This window comes from Nostoc sp., assembly GCF_036918015.1.
GTDB lineage: Bacteria > Cyanobacteriota > Cyanobacteriia > Cyanobacteriales > Nostocaceae > Nostoc.
In genome coordinates, this window is record NZ_JBALEO010000069.1 from 142,198 (window position 1) to 164,011 (window position 21,814).

General features: G+C 42.8%; 15 protein-coding genes. 11 read left to right on the forward strand and 4 right to left on the reverse strand.

The window, feature by feature from the left end; translation table 11 throughout:
• Window positions 1-147 precede the first annotated feature (147 nt).
• From V7K61_RS17810 to V7K61_RS17820, 3 genes are all read left to right on the forward strand, one after another.
• Window positions 148-2,823, forward strand: a complete 2,676-nt coding sequence (locus V7K61_RS17810) for a PAS domain S-box protein (RefSeq protein ID WP_335055136.1) — start codon at window positions 148-150, stop codon at window positions 2,821-2,823.
• A 214-nt stretch (window positions 2,824-3,037) separates the two neighbouring features.
• Complete coding sequence (locus tag V7K61_RS17815; protein WP_335055138.1) at window positions 3,038-4,225, forward strand: glycosyltransferase family 4 protein; 1,188 nt, start codon at window positions 3,038-3,040, stop codon at window positions 4,223-4,225.
• A 1,022-nt stretch (window positions 4,226-5,247) separates the two neighbouring features.
• Window positions 5,248-6,297, forward strand: a complete 1,050-nt coding sequence (locus tag V7K61_RS17820; protein ID WP_335055140.1) for a cyanophycinase — start codon at window positions 5,248-5,250, stop codon at window positions 6,295-6,297.
• A 380-nt stretch (window positions 6,298-6,677) separates the two neighbouring features.
• Here the strand turns inward: V7K61_RS17820 and V7K61_RS17825 are convergent, their stop codons facing one another.
• Window positions 6,678-7,181, reverse strand: a complete 504-nt coding sequence (locus tag V7K61_RS17825) for a hypothetical protein (RefSeq protein WP_335055141.1) — start codon at window positions 7,179-7,181, stop codon at window positions 6,678-6,680.
• 831 nt (window positions 7,182-8,012) lie between these two features.
• On the opposite strand from V7K61_RS17825, the gene V7K61_RS17830 reads away from it, so the two are divergent.
• Both V7K61_RS17830 and V7K61_RS17835 read left to right on the forward strand, forming a co-directional pair.
• Complete coding sequence (locus V7K61_RS17830) at window positions 8,013-8,678, forward strand: phosphoribosyltransferase (protein ID WP_335055143.1); 666 nt, start codon at window positions 8,013-8,015, stop codon at window positions 8,676-8,678.
• Between the two features lie 365 nt (window positions 8,679-9,043).
• Window positions 9,044-9,781 carry an SDR family oxidoreductase gene (locus V7K61_RS17835; protein WP_335055145.1) on the forward strand — a complete coding sequence of 246 codons (738 nt, stop codon included), beginning with the start codon at window positions 9,044-9,046 and terminating at the stop codon, window positions 9,779-9,781.
• Between the two features lie 151 nt (window positions 9,782-9,932).
• On the opposite strand, the gene V7K61_RS17840 is transcribed toward V7K61_RS17835, so the two are convergent.
• Complete coding sequence (locus V7K61_RS17840; protein ID WP_335055147.1) at window positions 9,933-11,210, reverse strand: sulfonate ABC transporter substrate-binding protein; 1,278 nt, start codon at window positions 11,208-11,210, stop codon at window positions 9,933-9,935.
• A 548-nt stretch (window positions 11,211-11,758) separates the two neighbouring features.
• On the opposite strand from V7K61_RS17840, the gene V7K61_RS17845 reads away from it, so the two are divergent.
• From V7K61_RS17845 to V7K61_RS17855, 3 genes are all read left to right on the forward strand, one after another.
• Window positions 11,759-12,427, forward strand: a complete 669-nt coding sequence (locus V7K61_RS17845) for a cadmium resistance transporter (RefSeq protein WP_335055149.1) — start codon at window positions 11,759-11,761, stop codon at window positions 12,425-12,427.
• 98 nt (window positions 12,428-12,525) lie between these two features.
• Window positions 12,526-12,756, forward strand: coding sequence for an addiction module protein (locus V7K61_RS17850; protein ID WP_335055150.1), 231 nt, complete (start codon window positions 12,526-12,528; stop codon window positions 12,754-12,756).
• Window positions 12,753-13,058, forward strand: a complete 306-nt coding sequence (locus tag V7K61_RS17855; protein ID WP_335055152.1) for a type II toxin-antitoxin system RelE/ParE family toxin — start codon at window positions 12,753-12,755, stop codon at window positions 13,056-13,058. Before V7K61_RS17850 ends, V7K61_RS17855 begins: the two co-directional genes overlap by 4 nt.
• Here V7K61_RS17855 and V7K61_RS17860 read toward each other — a convergent pair.
• Window positions 13,055-15,271 carry an FUSC family protein gene (locus V7K61_RS17860; RefSeq protein WP_335055154.1) on the reverse strand — a complete coding sequence of 739 codons (2,217 nt, stop codon included), beginning with the start codon at window positions 15,269-15,271 and terminating at the stop codon, window positions 13,055-13,057. The genes V7K61_RS17855 and V7K61_RS17860 overlap by 4 nt on opposite strands.
• A gap of 777 nt (window positions 15,272-16,048) precedes the next feature.
• Between V7K61_RS17860 and glgP the strand changes: the two genes are divergently transcribed.
• The 3 genes from glgP (at window position 16,049) to V7K61_RS17875 (ending at window position 19,615) form a co-directional block, all read left to right on the forward strand.
• Window positions 16,049-18,262 carry an alpha-glucan family phosphorylase gene (glgP, locus tag V7K61_RS17865; protein WP_335055155.1) on the forward strand — a complete coding sequence of 738 codons (2,214 nt, stop codon included), beginning with the start codon at window positions 16,049-16,051 and terminating at the stop codon, window positions 18,260-18,262.
• A gap of 169 nt (window positions 18,263-18,431) precedes the next feature.
• Window positions 18,432-18,671 (forward strand): hypothetical protein, encoded by a 240-nt coding sequence (locus tag V7K61_RS17870; RefSeq protein ID WP_335055157.1) that lies wholly within the window; start codon window positions 18,432-18,434, stop codon window positions 18,669-18,671.
• 176 nt (window positions 18,672-18,847) lie between these two features.
• A complete protein-coding gene (locus tag V7K61_RS17875; RefSeq protein WP_335055159.1) occupies window positions 18,848-19,615 on the forward strand; it encodes a Uma2 family endonuclease in 768 nt (255 codons plus the stop codon).
• Window positions 19,616-19,685: 70 nt separating this feature from the next.
• Here the strand turns inward: V7K61_RS17875 and ligA are convergent, their stop codons facing one another.
• Window positions 19,686-21,722 (reverse strand): NAD-dependent DNA ligase LigA, encoded by a 2,037-nt coding sequence (ligA, locus tag V7K61_RS17880; RefSeq protein ID WP_335055161.1) that lies wholly within the window; start codon window positions 21,720-21,722, stop codon window positions 19,686-19,688.
• Window positions 21,723-21,814 lie beyond the last annotated feature (92 nt).

The following is a 21,814-nucleotide window of genomic DNA, read 5'->3' on the forward strand; positions in this document are numbered from 1 at the left end:
TCTTTAATTTTAATTACAAAGGCTGTCAACAGCAGCCTCAAATGAGTTCCAGGCTGCTGCTGGCAGGTTAAACAATCCTTGAGTGTGCCTCTAGTGCGGGATTTCTAACAGAAAAAATGATAATTTATTGTAGAAATTCAAAACGTCATGAGCCGCAAGCAGCCCCAAGAACAACTCTCTGAGGCAGAGCAAAAGTATCGTACTCTCGTAGAACAAATTCCCGGCGTTGTTTATGTCTCACCGATTAATGACACTACAAAAGTTGCTTATATTAGTCCACAACTGCAACAATTATTAGGCATTGCCCCTGAAGACTCGAATTTTGGTTTCTTTAATAGTTGGTTAGATTACACTCATCCAGAAGATCGCGATCGCCTTTGGCAAGCTGTAAACGCTACGATTGCTACCGGAGAGCCTTTGAGCATCGAGTATCGGATGATTAGGCGGGATGGCAGAATAATTTGGGTACGAAATCAAGCTAATCTCGTTCTTGATACCGATGGACAAACTCAGGTACTTCAGGGTTTATTGTTTGATATTAGCGATGTCTATGACGAGCTTTGTTTACGCAAACAGGTACAAGAGAGCGAAGAACTTTATCGTACCATCCTCGAAGACCAAACAGAATTGATTGCTAGAGGCTTACCAGATGGCACTTTTACCTTTGTTAATGAAGCTTACTGTCGATTTTTTGGACTGGAGCAAGACAAAATTATCGGTCAGCACTACGAACCTGTTGTGTTTGAAGAAGATCGGGAACGTGTGTTTAGTCTGGTAAATTCTATCAGCTTAGAAAATCCCGTTATCACAATTGAAAATCGCGCCGTAGCTTGCCAAGGGGTGCGGTGGACGCAGTGGATTATTCGAGGGATATTTGATGACCAAGGTACGATTGTAGAACTTCAATCTGTTGGACGAGATATAACTGACCGCAAACTGGTAGAACAAGCTTTAAGTGAAAACGAGCAAAAATTCCGGGCGATCTTCAATCAAACTATTCAGTTTATCGGATTGCTTCAGCCGAATGGAATTGTATTAGAAGCCAACCAAACAGCACTGGACTTTGCTGGAATTAATCGAGAAGAAGTCGTTGGCAAGCGATTTTGGGAAGCAAAATGGTGGACAAATTCTCTAAATACTCAAGAGCAATTAAAAACTGCGATCGCATCTGCTGCTAATGGTGAATCGATTCGCTATGAAGTTGACATTGTAGGTCGAGATGGTCAAGCGATCGCGATTGATTTCTCACTACGTCCCATACTTGATGAAACTGGGCGCGTGACACTACTCATTTCTGAAGGACGAGATATTACTGAATATAAAGTCGCGCTTCAGAAACGCCACAAAGCTGAAGAGGCATTACGCTCAAGTCAAGACTTTCTACAAAAGGTTGCTAATACCGTACCGCATATTTTGTATTTGTTTGACCTCTTAAAAGGAACAAGCATTTATCTGAATGAGAAAAGTGTAACTATTTTAGGCTACTCTCCAGAGGAATTTTGTAACGCAGATCCGCAGTGGTTTATAAATTGCTTTCATCCAGACGATCAACACCTCTGCTATGACATTCCAAGTCGCTTTGTTAACCTTCAAGACAATGAAGTACTTTCCACTGAATACCGATTCCGACACAAAAATGGGGAGTGGCGTTGGCTGAATACGCGAGAAGTCGTATTTGCCAGAGATACTAACGGTAATCCGACGCAGATTCTTGGTTCGGTAGAAGACATCAGCACTCGCAAACAAGTCGAAGCAATGCTGCGACAACAGGCTGAGGGAGAACGGCTAATTACTAAAATAACTCAACATATTCGGCAATCACTGAATTTGGAAGAGGTTCTGAATACAACAGTCAACAGTATTCGCCAGTGTTTGGGTTCAGATTCCGTAGCTATTTACCAGTTAGAATCTGACGGAAGTGGAAATTTTGCGGCGGAATCCGTGAGTGATGACTATCCTCAGAGATTAGAACTGGCAATGCACCCATTTTCGCTCAACCGAGATTTTAGCGACTATTACCAGGGATTACCTAAAGTCTTCCATAATATTCAGGAGTCTGATTTTTCAGCCGATCTTTTTGAGTTATTAGAACTCTATCAGATTAAAGCTGCTATAATAGTGCCGATTTTGAATGGGGAGCATTTGTGGGGTTTACTTATTGCTCACCAGTGTACTGCACCTCGTTATTGGCAAGCATTTGAAGTGAATTTGTTGCAGCAATTGGCTAGTCAAGTAGCGATCGCTATTCATCAATCAGTACTCTACCAGCAAGTGCAAGCTGCCAATGAAGAACTACAAAGATTAGCTACCCTAGATGGCTTGACTCAAATAGCCAATCGCCGCCGATTCGATCAGTATCTGGAAGCTGAGTGGCAGCGACTCAAACGCGAGCAACTGTCACTGTCTTTAATTTTGTTAGATGTCGATTTTTTTAAACTCTACAATGATACTTATGGTCATTTAGGAGGGGATGATTGTTTGCGGCAATTAGCAAGTGCCCTCAAAAATATTGTTAAGCGTCCAGCCGATTTAGTTGCTCGTTACGGTGGGGAAGAATTTGCTATCATTCTGCCTAATACAGAGATTCAAGGAGCAATCTATGTAGCTCAAACTATTGGACAAGCAATCCGCGACTTAGCCATTCCTCATGCTCAGTCTCGCGTGTGCGATCGTGTTACCGTTAGTCTAGGCGTTGTTAGCATTGTGCCAAATTCTGAAATTTCGCCGCCAGACTTGATTAATGCAGCAGATAAAGCACTTTATGTAGCCAAACAGCAAGGACGCGATCGAGTTCATGCCGTTTGCGTCGTTATCCCTTCTTGATACCTGAGTTGCGAAGGCCAGACTCAATTGTTTTAATTACGAATTATTAGTATACCTTGCTTTCTATCCTTAGCCTACAGCTGATAACCTTTAACAAAATCACTGTTAAAAAATCTAAACATTTTAGTAAAAGTACTCACTGCGTTGTCCAGACTTGTATTTTTAGGTAAATGTAGTTTGTTAGATATTTATAAAGTGTTGGGGAGTCTAGTAGATGAAGATATTGGTACTGAGTTGGGAGTTTCCACCAAGGATTATTGGGGGAATTGCGCGGCATGTGGCGGAGTTGTACCCGGAACTGGTAAAGCTAGGACATGAAATCCACCTGATTACAGCGGAGTTTGGTCACGCATCGATGTATGAGGTTGTTGAAGGAGTAAAGATACATCGAGTACCAGTGGCATATAGCAACGACTTTTTCCACTGGGTAGTGAATCTCAACTTGAGTATGGGAGATCACGGTGGTAAGTTGATTTTAGAAGAAGGGCCATTTGATTTAATTCATGCCCATGATTGGTTAGTCGGAGATGCTGCGATCGCTCTCAAGCATAATTTTAAAATACCACTAATTGCCACAATTCATGCTACTGAATACGGACGATATAACGGGATTCACACAGATATCCAAGGTTATATAAATGGTAAAGAAACCTTGTTAGCTTACAATGCTTGGCGGATTATTGTTTGTAGCGACTATATGCGCCAAGAAGTAGAACGAGCGCTCTACAGTCCTTGGGACAAAATTGATGTCATTTATAACGGTATCCGAGCCGAAAAGAAACAGCATCACATCGATTTTCATGCTCTGGATTTTCGCCGCCAATTTGCCGCAGACGATGAGAAAATCGTTTATTACCTCGGTCGTATGACCTACGAAAAAGGTGTACCTATATTACTTAATGCCGCACCCAAAATCCTTTCCCAAATGGGAGGTAATGTAAAATTTGTAATCGTTGGTGGCGGCAATACTGACCATCTCAAGCGCCAAGCCTGGGATTTGGGAATTTGGCATCATTGTTATTTTACCGGTTTTCTCTCCGATGAATACTTAGATAAATTTCAAACTGTCGCAGACTGCGCGGTTTTTCCGAGTCTTTACGAACCCTTTGGGATTGTGGCTTTAGAAAGCTTTGCTTCTCGTGTACCTGTAGTAGTTTCTGATACTGGTGGTTTTCCTGAAGTGGTGCAACATACCAAAACAGGCATTGTCACTTGGGTGAACAATCCCGATTCTTTAGCTTGGGGAATTTTGGAAGTGTTGAAAAATCCAGGATATCGCCAATGGCTGGTGGATAACGCTTATGAGGATTTAGAGCGACGATTTAGCTGGCCGAAACTAGCCAAGCAAACTGAGCAAGTATATCAGCAAGTTGTACAAGAGCGATCGCAAATACCGTGGTAATATAGATCCCCGATTTCTTCAAGAATTCGGGGATCTAAAATTTTATTTGAACTTGCATAAATCCTTAATCAGCTTTTAATAAATCCATAGCTGGCACTGCCTCAATTTCTGAAGTTGTGTAAATTGAGTTGAGGAACGAAACCCAACATTTATGACTATATAAAATAAACTGCTCTTTTGGGATAAATTATGAGCTAAAGAAGCTAATGATATTGTTTATTGTGGACTATTTATACCTTGGGTTTACGCTTCTAGTTTTCAATCGCTGGCAATTATCAGGAAGAACTAAATAGTGAAAATAATTTAATCGGCGTTCCCAGTTATTCAGCATATTGGGTAACTAAACCTCGTCTACCTTGAGAACCGTAGTTTTGTAGGTTGGGTGCAGCGATAGCGTAACCCAACATAAATAAGTTGGTAATGTTGGGTTGCGTTTCACTCCACCCAACCTACATAAATATAGGAATCCGATTTGATTTATGAAAAAATCTAAGTATGCGTAGGGTGTGTTACCGCGTAGCGTAACGCACCAAAGCCTTCGGATGGTGCGTTAGCCAGAGGCATAACGCACCCTATGTATATTTCAAAAATCAAATATGAGTCCTATATATCTTTTAAAAAACTCTAGGTTTCAACATACATGAGGTTTATTCCCAGTAATTACGGAAGTATCTGGACAATCAATACCTAATCTATTTTAAATTTTATCTGGTCAGAATTAAACGCTACAAGCAATGTAGATATTTTCGCACAGTAGCACAGAGAATTAATGATCGCTCTGCGTTATTTTGCGTTAACAAACAGTACAAGACCTGTACGCTGGAAATTCTACCCAATCTAGTGCCACAGTTAAGCTAGTGCGCGTCTCAATTGCACATTTTTCGTTAAGACTGTCCTAAGTCAATTGGTTATTCACAACAACAGATAAATGACTAATGACAAAGGACAAATTTTACGAATAAATAAGCAATTAAAATGCGTCATAGCCTAGCAATAATTGCAGTTTGCTCTAGAAGTTTAGTATGACAAAGGCATTCCCAAGCATAGCAAGGCGCTTGAAAAGTACAGGAATCAAGTTGTTGAAAATGGGAACCTTCCTAATAACCCGTTTTATTGCAAGCTGGAAACGCTTCTTTCTGGGTGACACTGTTGATGTTCGCCCCTCTACCTCTCCCTCCTTTGATGTCCGTCCCTCCTTAGCGGGCCCAGTCCTGAGTTTGGGTGGGGGAGGCCCAGATGTCGATGATGCTATCCAGTGGATGATTAACCAAGTTAGAGGAGGTAGTAACTCCAGCACTAAAGTTAATGTTGTAGTTATCCGCACTAATGGTAATCACGATTACAATCGGCTAATTTATGCCATGAAGGGTGTAAATTTTGTGGAAACTCTTTTGGTTAGGGATAGACAAGAGGCAAACAAAGCTGAGATTTATGAAAAAATCCGAAATGCTGATGTAGTTTTCTTTGCTGGCGGGGATCAATGTCAATACATCCGCAATTGGAAAGATACCAAGGTTGAGGCTGCCGTTAAGTCAGTTTATCTTAAAGGAGGTGGTATTGGTGGCACTAGTGCGGGTGCAATGATCCAAAGTGATTGTGTTTATGATGCTTGCGCTTCTTCCGAAAAAGGCATTGAAACTAGAGACGCACTTGAAGATCCCTACCGAGACATTACTTTTACTTACAACTTTTTCAATTGGAGTAATTTGAAGGGAACTATCGTAGATACACACTTTGACAGGCGGGAAAGAATGGGTCGAATTATGACTTTCATTGCCCGTCAAATTAAGGATGGTGTATCTAGCAGTGTTTTAGGTATAGCGGTTAGTGAAAGTACGGCGGTTCTTGTGGATAAAAACGGTTTGGTGAAAGTTATGGGTAGGGGTGCAGCATACTTTGTACTTGGTAATCATCTGCCAGAAGTATGCGAACCCCGAAAGCCTTTGACCTTTTCCAATTACAAAATTTGGAAAGTTCGCAGTGGCGACACCTTCAACTTAAGAAATAGACCAACTTCTGGGTACTATCTCAGGAGTGTCAAAAGGGGACGAATTGATTCAAATCCCTATTGAGTGGCAGGGCTGATTCATCCCATTTCAAACAGGATTTGTCAAGATGGTTAGCCAGAAAATTGTAAGTAAGGGTGATATCATGTCCGCTTGATTACTTACTAAACCCCAAGAACCCCACCCCGCCAAAGCTGCGATTTGTCTCCCTGCCCCTAATCCCCAGAGGGGGCCCCGAGTTCCCCGCTCTTCGGGAGGGGGTGGGGTTCTTGATTATTTTTGATTTATGCTAATTTTGAAAATAGCTTCCAGGAGGTTTTAGCTCACTTGGGTAAGGGAGGGTTAAATAAAAGTAATTTTAGAAAAGAATGTGATAGAACCTGAGCTTCGGTTTTGCTTGGCTCAACCTAGTATATATAAGATTTTGAAAGTAATTTCGGGCAATATTAGGCGCTGATGGGTTGTTGTTCAGATTCAATTAACTGATTATTAGGTACATCAAATCTAATAGTACTAGCTGCCCAGTCTTTGAAATCGGGTGCTAGCCAGACTAGCTTACGCAGAATTTCATCATTGACCCACAACACCAAGGGAAACTGAAACTGTTTCCGAAACTCATCTCGCATGATATTGGTACTAATAATCAGTTGGTTAATTGCTACTACAGATTCTAAGCCTCGTACCATCAAAGCTTCGGGTTGAGTAGTACCAATTTCATTTGTAATCGCTGTATACAATTTGTCAGCACTAGGTGAGAGCAAAATTTCGTGGATATCTGCTGATGAAAATTCTGTTAACAAATTTAACACTTGCTGCTGCCTTTGAACACAGTTGCAACACGCCAATAACAGTGAAAACTGTCCACCAGAAACCATCATCGCCCTTGCCAGTCTCTTAGTGGCTGCTGTGCTGCTAACTGTGCCGTTTTCTGAATTAGTTAAGCCGATCATTAAAAACACCCTTCTTTTGATTTTCAAACATATTCAGTGATTCTACCCTATTAATTTTGATTTAAAAGTGTTAATTGGGTAACTTTGATGACTTGTCTCTGTAATATTAAGCATTATATAACGAACAAGCAGATGGTGCATTATCTCATATTCACAATTAAGGGATAATGTAAAGATAATATCAACACAATGTCAGTAATAGGGGACAAGCGAAGAATTAACAATTGAGTTATCACTGGATTTTCATAGATTTTTGCATCTGCTAGCAAGTAAGTAATTTTTTGTTAAGCCACAGTAAAAAAAATGCTCGGTAAAAGTCTAACAGTAAATGTTAGCAAGTGGCAAAACTTATAGTAGTTTTCAAATGCACCCCTACTTAAACATTAGGTTTTCCATGTCACCCTTCTTTTGTGGTCGCACTATAACTTTGCTTCACGCTAACACCAGTTATCTACAGCAGTAAACCCCCTACAGCTAGAGTTCACCCGCGTCACTGTGTCTTCTCAACAGGCCATTTGGGGAGGGATATTGAGTGTGGAGTAGTAAAATAGTCTCAGCACAAGATGCAGAAATCTTGTTGCATTAAAGCGAACTCATCCGTTTGATAGAACTGTAGATTGAAGATGTCGCTCCGTTAGTGGAGGACAGGGAATATTTAGCTTTCTAAGATCGATTCAGAACATTTGAACTATAACAACAAGTTTGGAATTTGCTCAATTGCTCCATTTTTTGAGGTTGATAGCCAATAACAAACTTATACTTATGTAAATATTTATTATTTATTATTTATTATTTATTTTTTTTTGGAAACTCAATTAGGAATATCACACCATGTTATTTAAAGATCGGAGATTTGCGGGTCAAGTTTTGGCTAAGGAATTAAGCACTTATGCTAACGATCCAAATGTTCTGGTATTAGGGCTACCAAGGGGTGGTGTACCCGTCGCCTTTGAAGTTGCCAAAACGTTAAATGCCCCCTTAGATGTTTTAGTGGTACGTAAATTGGGTGTACCCGATCGAGAAGAACTAGCTATGGGAGCGATCGCTTCTGGTGGTGTGCGGATAGTCAATAAATATATTATCAACCTGGAAAAGATATCTGATGAAGTAATTGCCAGAGTGGCGGTGCAAGAAGAACGGGAGTTAGAGCGCCGAGAACAGCTTTATCGCCAAAATCGCCCCTTAAGAGATTTACAAGGACGTACAGTTATCTTGGTAGATGATGGTTTAGCCACAGGTGCAACGATGTGGGCTGCTGTTGTAACTGTGCGAAAACAGCAACCTGCTCAGATTGTGATTGCTGTGCCTGTAGCTGCACCTGAAACTTACCAAGAGCTAGAAACTGAAGTAGACGAAATCGTTTGTATCTCCACACCCAGCCCTTTCCACAGCGTTGGTCTTTGGTACGAAAGCTTTCCTCAAACTACCGATGAAGAAGTCAGCGACTTACTCGCAAAAGCGGCAAAGAACGGTGAAGTAATACCTGTTGGTATGTAGATAAAGATTAAGTTTATGAGATGGTCTCAACTCACCAACTGAAGTTTTAACGGACAGAACTCAAATGGCGTGATGATAGCGGTTTGAATTAGTAACGTTGCCAACACAAAAACATCGATCGAGTATACAAACTAGTTGATATGGTTAAATAATGCTGATACCAATTCTGTATGAAGATGCGCTAAACCATATTTAAGTACAAGAAAGAAGAAAGAAAAACGAACCGCAAAGGACGCAAAGGACACAAAGGAAGAAAGAAAGAAGTCAAAAGGGTTTGGCGCAGCCTCATAAAGAAATGGTATGAGTTCATCTGAAACAGCACCCGATATTTCACGATCTATACTCAATAATCCCCAGGAATAAATATGTCTCTTATTCAAAACAAAGTGGTAATCATCACCGGAGCCAGCAGTGGGTTAGGTGAGGCAACTGCCAAGCGACTTGCTGCTAGTGGAGCCAAACTGATGCTGGCTGCCAGACGCGAAGATCGTCTCAAAGAATTGGTTGGAGCGATCGCTAAATCAGGAGGGACTGCAACCTATCAAGTAACGGATGTAGCAGATCGCGCACAGGTGGAAGCCTTAGCGAAGGAAACTTTGAGTACTTATGGCAGGATCGACGTGCTAATCAATAATGCCGGGTTGATGCCGCTTTCTCCCCTCGACCAAGTAAAGGTGGAGGAGTGGGATCGGATGATCGATGTGAATATTAAGGGTGTCCTCTATGGCATTGCTGCCGTGTTGCCGACTATGCGTCAGCAAAAGTCTGGTCACGTCATTAACCTATCGTCAGTGGCCGGACATAAGGTGTTTGCGGGATCGGCAGTCTACTGTGCTACCAAGTACGCAGTGCGGGCGATCTCTGAAGGGCTGCGGCTAGAGTCAAATGGTGAAATCCGTTCGACTAATATCTCACCAGGAGCCGTTGCCACCGAACTGACTACCACGATTACCGATAAAGACACAGCAGCAGGAATTAATCAACTTTATGCGATCGCCATTGATGCAGATGCTATTGCCCGGGCGATCGCCTACGCCATTGAGCAACCCGATGATGTTGATGTGAATGAAATCATCATCCGTCCAACACGTCAAGAACTTTAAATTTAGGTTTACAAGGTAAGCATTCGGCTCAGATAAACTCTCTCATCGAGCAAGCAAAAATAGAATTCGCTTAAAAAAACTCTGCGTACCTCTGCGCTTTCCTTAGCGTCCCTTTGCGTTTAAAAACGTAACGATTATTGTCAGTGTCAGATTAATAAGTCCAATTCTGCTTAGTCTGCAAACTGTAAGTTCCATCTTTCACATTCACCCGCTCAGGAATCAGATTTAAATCTCTAAATATATTTGCCTGATGCTGTAGAGCAGTCAGCGATTGGTCGTCAATCGGGATAATAGCGCGTTCGGCACTACGTTGCTGTAAAGTTCCAACGATGGATGGATCGATTTCATGGTGTTCTGCCATTCGTTGAACTGCTTCTAATTCCTGTCTCTTAGCCCAAGCTCCAGCTTCGTTTACTTCTTCTAAAATCACCTTGAGCAGGTCGGGATAGTCGCGTACCAGCTCTGGAATCGCGTAGTAATAGGTTGGAACTTCCACAGAGGCTTTGTCACCAAATATGCTCTCTAGGTCTGCAATCGATCGCCCTGGATAAGCGCTTCGAGCAAGAGTAGCTGTGTAGGGAACCCAAACCACCCAAGCATCGATTTCACCCCGGCTAAATCGCGGTAGCGCTTCCGGTTGTGTTAAATAAACTGGCTCAATATCACTAAAATCGAGGCCGACTTTTGCCAGCGATCGCACAAGCACATAATGGGCACTTGAGCCTTTGTCAAAAGCAATTTTTTTACCCTTGAGGTCTGCTAGCGTCTGAATCGGCGAATCTTCCGGTACTAGAATCGCCTGACCTTTGGGAGCGGTATATTTTTCCTTAGCCACCCGCACAAATACATGATCTGCCGCTTGAGAGAAGATGCTGGCCGTGCCGCCGCCACCGCAGAAGTCAATCGTGCCGTTACTGAGTGCTTCTATCAGAGAAGAGGCTGATAAAAAGCTTGTCCAGGTGACACTCAGCCCATAAGGTTGCAAACGCGTTTCGAGCAAGCCTTGAGCGCGGAGAACTTCCAGATTTGTCATCCCTTCTGGATATCCGATTTTGAGTTGCTTGAGCCGCCGCGCTTGCTCTGCTAAGGGCGTATTGTTAGAGCGATCGGAACGGTTAGAAAACCAGCGATCCAAAACTACACAGAAAATTATGCCCCCCGTAAACAGTCCCACGGTTTCCATTAACTGGATTGTGGAGCTTTTGGGTAGTTTAAACTGATTCATGAGAGTGGAGAGCTGATTGCTAGATTCAGAACTGGCAACAGCATGACCGTTAAAAACTAGAGCTAACACCAAAATCGAGACAAGTCCGAGGAAAAATCGAACTGTAAACCTGTAGGTAGCCGAGCTACGAGTGGCTGATCTGAACGACCGTAAGATGTTTTGACCTGTGCATCTACGCACAAAGTCAATCAAACGGCTAATCATAATTACTCCTTTGTTGATGCTTGCAATGAATGGCGCGTTATATACGAGAATACAACCAGAATGTTAGACTTTTTGGGGTTATTTACTATATATTACTTACGCACTGTACAAATTGATCGTGGTATGCATTTCCTAAAATAGTTTTTTTCAGGCTTTTATTCATCATTTTTTGATGATGAATACACCCACACTTTAGGGGGGAATTCATGAATTACTCCTACAGTATGGTTTTTAAAATCACACCTATTTGGTATTTCTTGTCAAGGCGTAATTCCTATTATATATTATTAGGACTTACACAAATATTTTATATGTATAGATTGAGGCATTTAAGAGAAGCGTAGCATAATGTTCCAGCGCCACTATTAGTAATTTTGCTACGTAATTCTTGTATTATAACTAAGTTGAATAAATAAGAAGTAGAGTCACACTTGATGCGCGAAACTCGCGTTATCAGATTAATCTTTCTCGATTTTGTGGCGCTGATTTATTAGGTTAGGCGATCGCTAGTTTCGTTCATCAGATTAGGTGTTGAGTGAGGAGTGGTGATGGATTGGTTACTTGCAACAATTCAGATTGGGCTAGCTACGGCTGTGGCAACAACGTTTGACGACAATATTTATCTGACTGCCTTCTTCAGTGAGGTTAATCGGACTTTTCGTCCTCAGCATGTTGTGGTTGGTGAAATTATCGGGTTCACGGCATTAGTGGCAGTAAGTTTCGTTGGTTTCTTCCTGGGTCTAGCAATTCCGTCAACTTGGACTGGTTTACTGGGGATTCTGCCGATACTCATTGGCTTAAACAATTTGTTCAACCTGAATAAGGATGATTCAGCCGAAGATAAGTCAGCCAATCTGAAAAGAAACTCTAAATTTAAAGGATTTGATTCCAGAAAGCGATCGCTCTGGGACGTAATTCGCGATCCCCAAACCTATCGCGTCTCCTCGGTAACAATTGCCAACGGTGGCAACAATCTTGGGATCTATATCCCCCTGTTTGCGACTAGCTCAATCCAAAATCTTACTGTGATCGTACCAGTTTGCTATTTCATTGTTTGCTGCTGGCTGTTTATGTCCTATAATCTGACTCGTCTGCCTGGTATCGCTTTAGTACTCAGCCGTTATGCTGGCAAGATTTTCCCCTTCGTGCTGATGTGGCTAGGTTTCAGAATTTTGATGGATAGCGAATCCTATCGTCTTTTTCTACCGAACACTTGACTGCTATGACCACTTGCATTAAGTGCTTACGTGCTGACAAAGCAGTTGCGATCTTAGAGTTGAACCTATAATTAGAATTATTGGGGAGACTCCAAAGCATGAGTGAAACTGCGGAAAAACTTAAACTCGAACTTTCTCAGCTTTCTGCAAAAGAACGTGCTGAAATTGCCTACTTTTTAATTCATTCTCTAGATGAGGGTATAGATGATAATCTAGAAAGTGCTTGGGATACGGAATTAACCCAACGGTTGGAGGATATTAATCGCAAAACAGCTATTGGACAACCATCATCTCAAGTTTTTTCTGAGTTACGAGAAAAGTATTCGTGAAGTTTATTGTTATCCACACCGAAGCTAGTAAGGAGCTTGATGCTGCAATAGCTTACTATGAAGCTCAAAAAGTAGGCTTGGGACTAGATTTACTATCGGAAGTGGAAAAAGTTATTCTTAAAATTCAGCAAAACCCCAATTTAGGAACCCCACACAAGATTGAAGGAATACGTCGTTATGCTATTCAACGTTTTCCCTATCTGATTTTTTATACCGTGCTTGAAGAAGTGATTTGGGTTATTGCAATCGCGCATGGTAAGCGCAAACCGAATTACTGGAAACAAAGAAATATTGAAATTTAATTAGCTAATGTTAGCCGTACCATCGCTGAGTGCATAGCAGTCAACCGTCGCACAATCTGGTCAATCTCCAAATCTAATATGCTGTAATCAATGACTGCCTGACGAATCGGTGTATGTCCTTGATTGACGGCTAACTCTTCTATCCTGGCTGTACGCAGTGCTTGCAGGTGCGGCTGGATTTTTTGCAGTGTTTCTTCCAAGTCAGGTAAAGGCGGTGGCGGAATTTCCTGCTGTACTGAATCAGCTAACTGCTCTAACACTAGTGAAATTTGGCGGACAAAGGTTTCTAATTCCGGGAGTGGCACTGTTCCTCGGAAATGTTCGAGATGTACTGCCAGAACTGTTACGGCGTTAGTAAAACGTCCCATATACAGCAGTAGCGTCATTACTGGTTCTACTAATTCTTGGTGCATTTGGGGTTCGCGCAGCAATCCTTGGAAGGAGGCTTGGGCATTGCCAATTGCTAGTCCAGTTTGTCGCCGTTGACTGATAATACTAGAGTCACGCTCCTTTATACCTTGGTAAACAGCCATCACATCCTGAAAGTATTTGTGACATTCTCGTAGCCCTGTGGCGATTTGACTGGGTAAACGATCGCGTTCCCAGTTTGGCCATAAAAAGTAATGACTCGCAAAAGCCAGTCCTGCCCCAATTAATGTATTCAACACCCGAAAGCCAGCAAGTTGCCAACTAATAGGATGACCAATATCGATAATCAGTAAGACAAATATTGAGAAGAAAATCACTGAATACCCATAGTTGAAAGCGATTAGGGAAACACCAAAAAATACTGTCAGCAGAATAATGATGTCTAATACAGGCTTACTCGTGATGGTTGCAAGTAAGATAGCAGCTAAGACAGCTCCTAAGATTGTGCCGCCAACTCGCTGGAAAAACCGTTTGAAAGTTGCACCCAAGTTTGGTTTCAGGACTAATATAATTGTCAGTGTTACCCAATAGCCCATTGGTAAATTGGTAACGCTGTATAATATCACGCCTACAGTTAGACTCACACCAATGCGGAGAGCATGGCGAAAGATTGCTGAGTCTAAGGTGAGGTTTTCTTTGAGTAAACTTAAGAGCGATCGCTGTTCTTCTTCAAATAAAAGCAGTCTATCTATATCTCGTTGACTCATTTTGCTGCGATCTGCCAGAGATTTAGCTGTCTGAGCCGTGTATTGCAATTGTTCGATCAGCTTTTTGAGCGTCAGCACCAAGTTAGTGAAAGCAACGAGGGTTGTGTAGTCGGTTTCACTCCCAGCAATTGCTTTTCTTTGCAGACTTTCTTGTTCTTTCAGTGCTTCAGAGATGCGCTTGAGATTTCCCAAGTCGATGCTAGCAGGCTTGCGAGATATGACTTTCGCTATGGCTTGAAGAATGACTGATATTTCTGCGAGTGCATCGTCTACTAATTGCTGGACTGTATGATATTGCTGTTGTTGGAAGTGAGTTTCTAGTAATTCTGTTAAGGCAATAACTAAACCAAGCAAGCGATCGCCATCCTGAATTAGCAGCAAAAATGGCTCATTCACCCAACTCCGAGACGACTGTCCAATCCGTAATGTACCTAAAGCAGTGCGTGCTGTCTCTAATGCTTTTCTAATTTCGAGAATATTTTCAGTTGTTGCTACTTTACCTACAAATGCGTGAATGTAGTTGGCGATCGCACTGAAGCAGTCAGCCAAAGCTAGCCGTATGGGATCGTAAGGTCTAAAAGGCCACATTACTAGGGAGAGTAGCATCGCCCATCCACCTGCGGTTAGACATAGCAGCGATCGCACGAGTGCAACTTCCAAGTTTCCTGGCTGTGCGATCGTGGTAATAAATGATATCCCTACCACTAGGCCGACATTGGCACCAGCATTACCATATAGTGACGCAAAACCGGAAGCAAGTCCCCAGAGTAATGTCAGCACTACAGCTAGTACCGGAACTTGAGCGACTAGAGTACCCACAAATACTGAAACAGCTATTCCCAAAGTAGCCTGTACCATCGCCTTAGCTTTAATTTGGTAAGGGCCACCAACATTCGCTAAGTTGACAAAGTGAGCCATTAAACCAACCAATAGTCCGCTTTCTCTTTGGTTAATGAGTTGCCCAATTAGCATCGGAACTCCAAACGCGAAGGCAGCTCGTAAGCCGTTGGATATTGCTGGTTTTCCTGGCTCTGACTGGATCAGAAATTTGAGGAAATTACTTCGATTCAACTGCATTGTTTTTGTTAACAAAACAAAATTTTTCTCGGAATTATCTTAATATTTTTATATATTCAAATTTATTCTAATTGATGGTGGGCAATTAAGAGCTTTTACAAAAAGTGAATCTTCAGATACATATTTTGCCACTTTATAAGTCATTTTTAATTATTCGTTAACAGATATGAGTTTTATCGTGGATAACGGCATCATTGCTGTGATTGTCGGATAAAAAGCATTATTATGCTGCAAATATCTGTAATTAAAAATTGACTATTATCAAGACATATAAATAACTTTAGTTGCTGATTGTAAAATTGTAAATAAATATTTACAATAAAATAAAAAAAGTAAAATAATGTCAACGAATTTGATAGAAAAAAATATTAAATCTCCCCAAAAGTAGAGATAATTTTTAAAAGACGAAAACAATAAAAACCATTTACTTGGATAAGGTTTGATGTCGAGAGACTGTTCCGACTTCAGGGGAGAATTCAGCAAGTGAAGGCTCCGGTGTTTTGAAGGAGGCAGGAGGCAGGAGGCAGGTGGCAGGTGGTCACTGAGCGTAGTCGTTCGCGGAGCGTCTCGTAGAGAAGTGCAGCCTCTCGTAGAGAAGTGAGGCAAGAACTGCCCTCTGCTTTTCTTGATAAACCTGAAGAGGAAATAAAGGGAACTGGGCATTGAAAAGAGATAGGGAGGTTGCTGCTCTTGCAGAAGAGAAAACTCTGCTCCCTTGCTTCTTCCCCAGTTCCCGATACATAGAGAAAAAGTTAAGCGCGAGGACATAGATTTAGTATGGCTAATAGCAGTGCAATCACCGCAGCACGACACTTGAGTGAAAAGTTACCTTTGCCGCTCAAGCGTTTGGCAGATTTGGCTTATAACTATTGGTGGAGTTGGAGTGGCGATCGCATCTCCCTATTTCAAAGCATTGATCCCCAAGAATGGGAACGCTGTGGACATAACCCAGTAGCGATTTTAGAGTCGGCAAGTTATGAGCGTCTGACGCAATTAGCAGAAGACCCATTTTACTTAAAGCAGATATCCGCCCTCGCGCGTGAGTTTGACCAATACATCAACCAGCAAGATACTTGGGTCAGTCGAGTTGCACCGCAAGTATCTGCATTGCGCCCCATTGCTTACTTTTGCGCCGAATTTGGTATCCATGAATCTCTACCCGTCTACTCTGGCGGCTTGGGAATTCTCGCCGGGGATCATCTAAAATCATCATCAGATTTGGGTGTGCCGTTGGTTGGTGTTGGCTTGTTGTATCGCCAAGGTTATTTTCGGCAACGCTTGAACCGCCAAGGTTGGCAGGAAGATTATTATATTGACAACCCCTTTGGCCATATGCCCTTGGAGTTAATTAAAAATGAGCAAGGGGAATCGATAATTATCGAGTTACAAGTTCGCCAACGGGTTGTGAAAGTGCAAATCTGGCGAGTGCAAGTTGGGCGAGTCACCTTATATTTATTAGATAGCGATCGCAATGATAACGATCCCATTGACCGTTGGCTAACGGGACACCTATACGGCGGCAACTTGGAAACCCGCATCGCCCAAGAAGTCGTTTTGGGAATTGGCGGTGTTCGCGCCCTACACGCCTTGGGAATTGCACCTTCTGTCTATCACCTCAACGAAGGACACGCTGCATTCTGCACCTTGGAAATTGCCCGCTTAGAAATTGAGCGGACTGGTAAATCCTTCTACGACATCGAAGCCAAGGTGCGGAATAGTTGTGTATTCACCACCCATACCCCCGTTCCCGCCGGTCATGATGTCTTCTCACCCGATTTAATAGATTCTTTCTTTGCCAGCTATTGGCCGCAATTGCGACTTTCTCGCGAGCAATTTTTGGCATTGGGTGCAAGACGACTGGGCGATCCTTGGGAACCCTTTGGCATGACCGTTTTAGCATTGCGGATGTCGCGTGCTTGTAATGGCGTGAGTGAATTGCATGGTCAAGTTTCTCGTAAAATGTGGACAGTTCTCTATCCGCAGCGATCGGAAGACAAAGTACCAATTGGTTACATTACCAATGGCGTTCATGCACCAACTTGGACTGCACCTTTGTTAGGTGACTTATATAACGAATATTTGGGCGAAGACTGGCAAAATCGCGCCGTCGATCCCAAAATGTGGGCTAAAGTTGACGAGATTCCTGACGAGGAATTGTGGTCGCGGCATCTCATCCTCAAAGAACGATTGATTGCTTTCACCCGTTATAAGGTGAAGAAATCACGGGAGTTGCGTGGCGAAAATCATGAACTCATTCAAGCAACAGAAAAATTACTCGATCCCAATGTATTGACCATTGGATTTGCCAGACGCTTCAGCCCTTATAAACGCGGCGATCTGATTTTGCGTGATGCCCAGCGCGCACTGAAGATTTTTGGTAATGCCCAACGTCCAGTACAAATTATTTTTGCCGGGAAAGCGCACCCAGCCGATGAAGAAGGTAAGCGGATTATCCAACGCTTGATGGAGTGGTGTCACAATTCTGGGATTATCAACCGAGTCGCCTTTATAGAAGATTACGACATTTACACTGGTCAAAAATTGGTGCAAGGTGTGGATGTTTGGTTAAATAATCCCCGTCGTCCTTTGGAAGCATCTGGGACGAGTGGACAAAAAGTCTGTTTTAACGGGGGTCTTAATTGCAGCGTTTTGGATGGCTGGTGGTGCGAAGGCTACCAAACAGGGCCCGATGGTAAAGGAATTAACGGTTGGGCAATTGGTGAAGATGCTCATACTAGCGATCAAGAATTGCAAGATGGGATTGATTCGCGATCGCTTTATCAGCTGTTAGAAGAAGAAATCGTTCCTCTATACTATGACCAAGATGCCCAAGGCATTCCCCACCGTTGGGTACAGATGATGAAAACATCCATTAAGACTAATGCGCCATTATTCAACACTGACAGAATGATTGCCGACTACGTTTCACAGGTGTATGTGCCAGAGATTTCAAAGAGTGTGGAACCGATTTTAGCTAAAGTACTGCTTTAGAGAATTTTCAGTTTCCTAGTTAAATAGCTACGGTGTATAGCGGTTCTCAGTTGTGTGAGATACAAGAACCCCACCCCCAACCCCCTCCCCGCAAGCAAGGAGGGGACTATGATGTACCTCATGTGATTAGTAAACGCTATACACACAAGTCTCTTGATTTGCACCTTTGATGCATAGCCCTGCACCTTTGTTGCATCGACCTGCATCTTCGTTGCATAGCCCTGCACCTTTGTTGCATCGACCTGCACCTTTGTTGCATAGCCCTGCACCTTTGTTGCATAGCCCTGCACCTTTGTTGCATAGCCCTGCACCTTTGTTGCATAGCCCTGCACCTTTGTTGCATAGACCTGCATCTTCGTTGCATAGCCCTGCACCTTTATTGCATCGACCTGCACCTTTGTTGCATTGACTTGCACCTTTATTGCATTGATCTACAAAAATTAACCCACCCTACCTTACTTACACAGCAACTTTAAAAGACTTGTGTGTAAACTGTAGGGTTAAATAGGGGGGTGGGTTTTCTGCCCCTTTTTTTGCTCCTAGTATCGCCTGCGATAAGATCGAGAATAAATTCATGCTGTGTTTATGGCAACCCAACTCAGCCAAGCCAAATCACCAACAGAACTGGTAATCTCTTGGGAAGCCTTGCCCAAAGATTTTCAACTAGAGGATGAACCAGTGGAGAATACCGGTCAACCACTTTTGGCTGGTGCTTTGCGTGAAAGCCTAGAAATCAGTGGATTCATTCAACCCCAGATGTTGATAGCTTCAAACTTTGGTCTTTGTGCCACTATTAACGAGCAATTTATTGCCAAAGCACCAGACTGGGTTTATGTGCCGTCGGTTAATGAAGTGGTGGCTAACCGCAAAAGTTATACACCCAATTTAGAAGGAGATATTCCGGCGATCGCTATCGAATTTCTATCTGATACTGAGGGTGGAGAATATTCGGTCAAGCGAACTTATCCACCAGGAAAATGGTTTTTCTACGAGCAAATTTTGCAGATTCCCATCTACGTGATTTTTGAACCTTATGGCGGCTTATTAGAATATTATCAACTAGAAAATAAGCGCTATGAGTTAAAGCAACCAGATGAAAATGGTCGTAATTGGATTGATGTAATGGGCTTATTTTTGGGAACTTGGCAAGGAACAAAAGAAGGTCGCACTGGTTATTGGTTGCGCTGGTGGGATCGAGATGGTAATTTGTTACCGTGGGCTGTAGAACAGATTGAACAAGAACGTCAACGCGCCGAACAAGAACGCCAACGCGCTGAACAAGAACGCCAGCAAAAAGAACGACTGATTGCTTATTTGCAATCACAGGGTATTGACCCGAATAACTTACCCTAATTTTAGTAGAGGCAATTGATAAATTGCCCTTACGAGAATCATCCGATGCTTTCCAGGCTTTTACCTTATTTCAATCTTCAAGCATCTCCAAGAATTGCGCCTCGCTTAACTGCGTAATTCCCAAGGAAATTGCTTTTTCTAACTTGGAACCGGCATCTTCTCCTAAAACTAAATAATCTGTTTTTTTACTCACTGAATCAGTTACTTTTCCCCCAGCTTTTTGAATCAAAGCTTTTGCTTCATCCCGCTTTAAGGTTGGCAATGTTCCCGTAATTACAAAAGTTTTACCTGCAAACTTTTGATTACCATCCCCAACTATTTTTGTTTCCTCGGTGGCAGTTAATTGCAATCCTTCTGCTTGCAAGCGTTCTATCAACCTTTGGTTAGCATCAATCCGAAACCACTGGTACACAGATTGGGCAATTTCAGCACCAATACCGTAAATTCCTTCAATATCTGATTGCTTTGCTGCCGCTAACTGGTCTACAGTGAAATATTTCTGAGTCAATAATTGAGCATTTACACTGCCAACGTGACGGATGCCTAAACCATACAATACCCTTGACCAAGGTTGATTTTTTGATTGAGCGATCGCATCCACTAATTTCTCCGCCGATTTTTTCCCCATCCTTTCCAATGCAGATAATTTCTCTGCTGTCAAGTCATATAAATCGGCAACGGAATGCACCAAACCTTTATCAACGAGTTGATACACCAGCTTTTCCCCCATGCCTTTAATATCTAAGGCATCACGACTTACCCAATGTTCAATGGAACCTTTGAGAATCGCCGCACAGGAAGCATTGACGCACCGAGTCACCGCCTCACCTGATTCTCGCACCACCGATTGGCCGCAGACTGGGCAATGAGTGGGCATAACGAAGGGTTCGGTGTCAGCGGGACGGAGTTCTTTGATTACCCTCAGTACTTCTGGAATGATTTCTCCAGCTTTGCGGACGATGACAGTATCGCCAATGCGGATGTCTAATTGAGTAATGCGATCGCTATTATGTAAAGTCGCACGGGAAACTGTTGTTCCCGCTAGTTGCACCGGGCGCATCTCGGCTAATGGCGTTAATGCCCCTGTCCTGCCAACATTTACAGCAATATTTTCTACACGGGTAGGTGCTTCTTCGGCTGGATACTTCAAAGCGATCGCCCAGCGGGGGAATTTTTGCGTAAACCCTAGCTGTTCCTGAAGTTTAAAAGAATTCAGCTTCACCACTACCCCATCAGTCATGTAGGGTAAATTCAGCCGTTCCGTATCCCAGTATTCGTAATATTTTGCCACTTCTGCGATCGAAGCACAGCGTTTGTGATTGGGGTTGACTCGAAAACCCATCTTTTCCAACAACTCCAATGCTTCCCATTGCGTATTAGCAATACTGGTGTCATCTCTACCAGGAATGTGCAGGGTGTAGCCAAAGAAATCTAACCGCCGTTTAGCGACAATGCGGGAGTCTAGTTGTCTGAGTGTACCAGCTGCGGCATTACGGGGATTGGCAAATAATTGCTCGCTGGCTTTTTGCCTTTCCTCGTTGATTTGTTTAAATACTTCCAACGGCAAAAACGCCTCACCTCGCACTTCCACCCTTTCGAGAATTTCCAACCCTTCAAAATTCAAACGTAAGGGAATTGAGCGAATTGTCCGCACATTTTGGGTGATATCTTCACCCGTCACCCCATCACCTCTAGTTGTGCCTCTAACTAGAATGCCATCTTGGTAAGTAAGAGCCAAAGCAGAACCATCAATTTTCAGTTCACTGACATATTCCACTGCATCTATTTTCGGTACTTGTCGCCGCCAACGCTGATCCCATGCTTGTAACTCATCAATATTGAATGCATTCTCTAGACTGTACAAGGGGATATTGTGCCGCACCGAGGTAAACTGTGTTGCTGGCCTCTCACCCACGCGCTGAGTCGGACTATCGGGTGCTGTCAATTCTGGATATTGAGTTTCTAGTTGTTGCAATTCTCGATATAGCTGGTCATAGACTGCATCCTCCATGATTGGAGCATCTAGGACGTAATAAGCATAGCTTGCTTGTTGCAATAACTGGCGCAATTCTTCTGTGCGCTTTACTTCAGGCTTAATCTGTGTCATGAGAATTATTATAAAATATCTAGGATTAGGGCTAACAAATCATACATTTGTACTATACAAAATTTTGGCTTTTGAGCCATATCCCCCGCTAC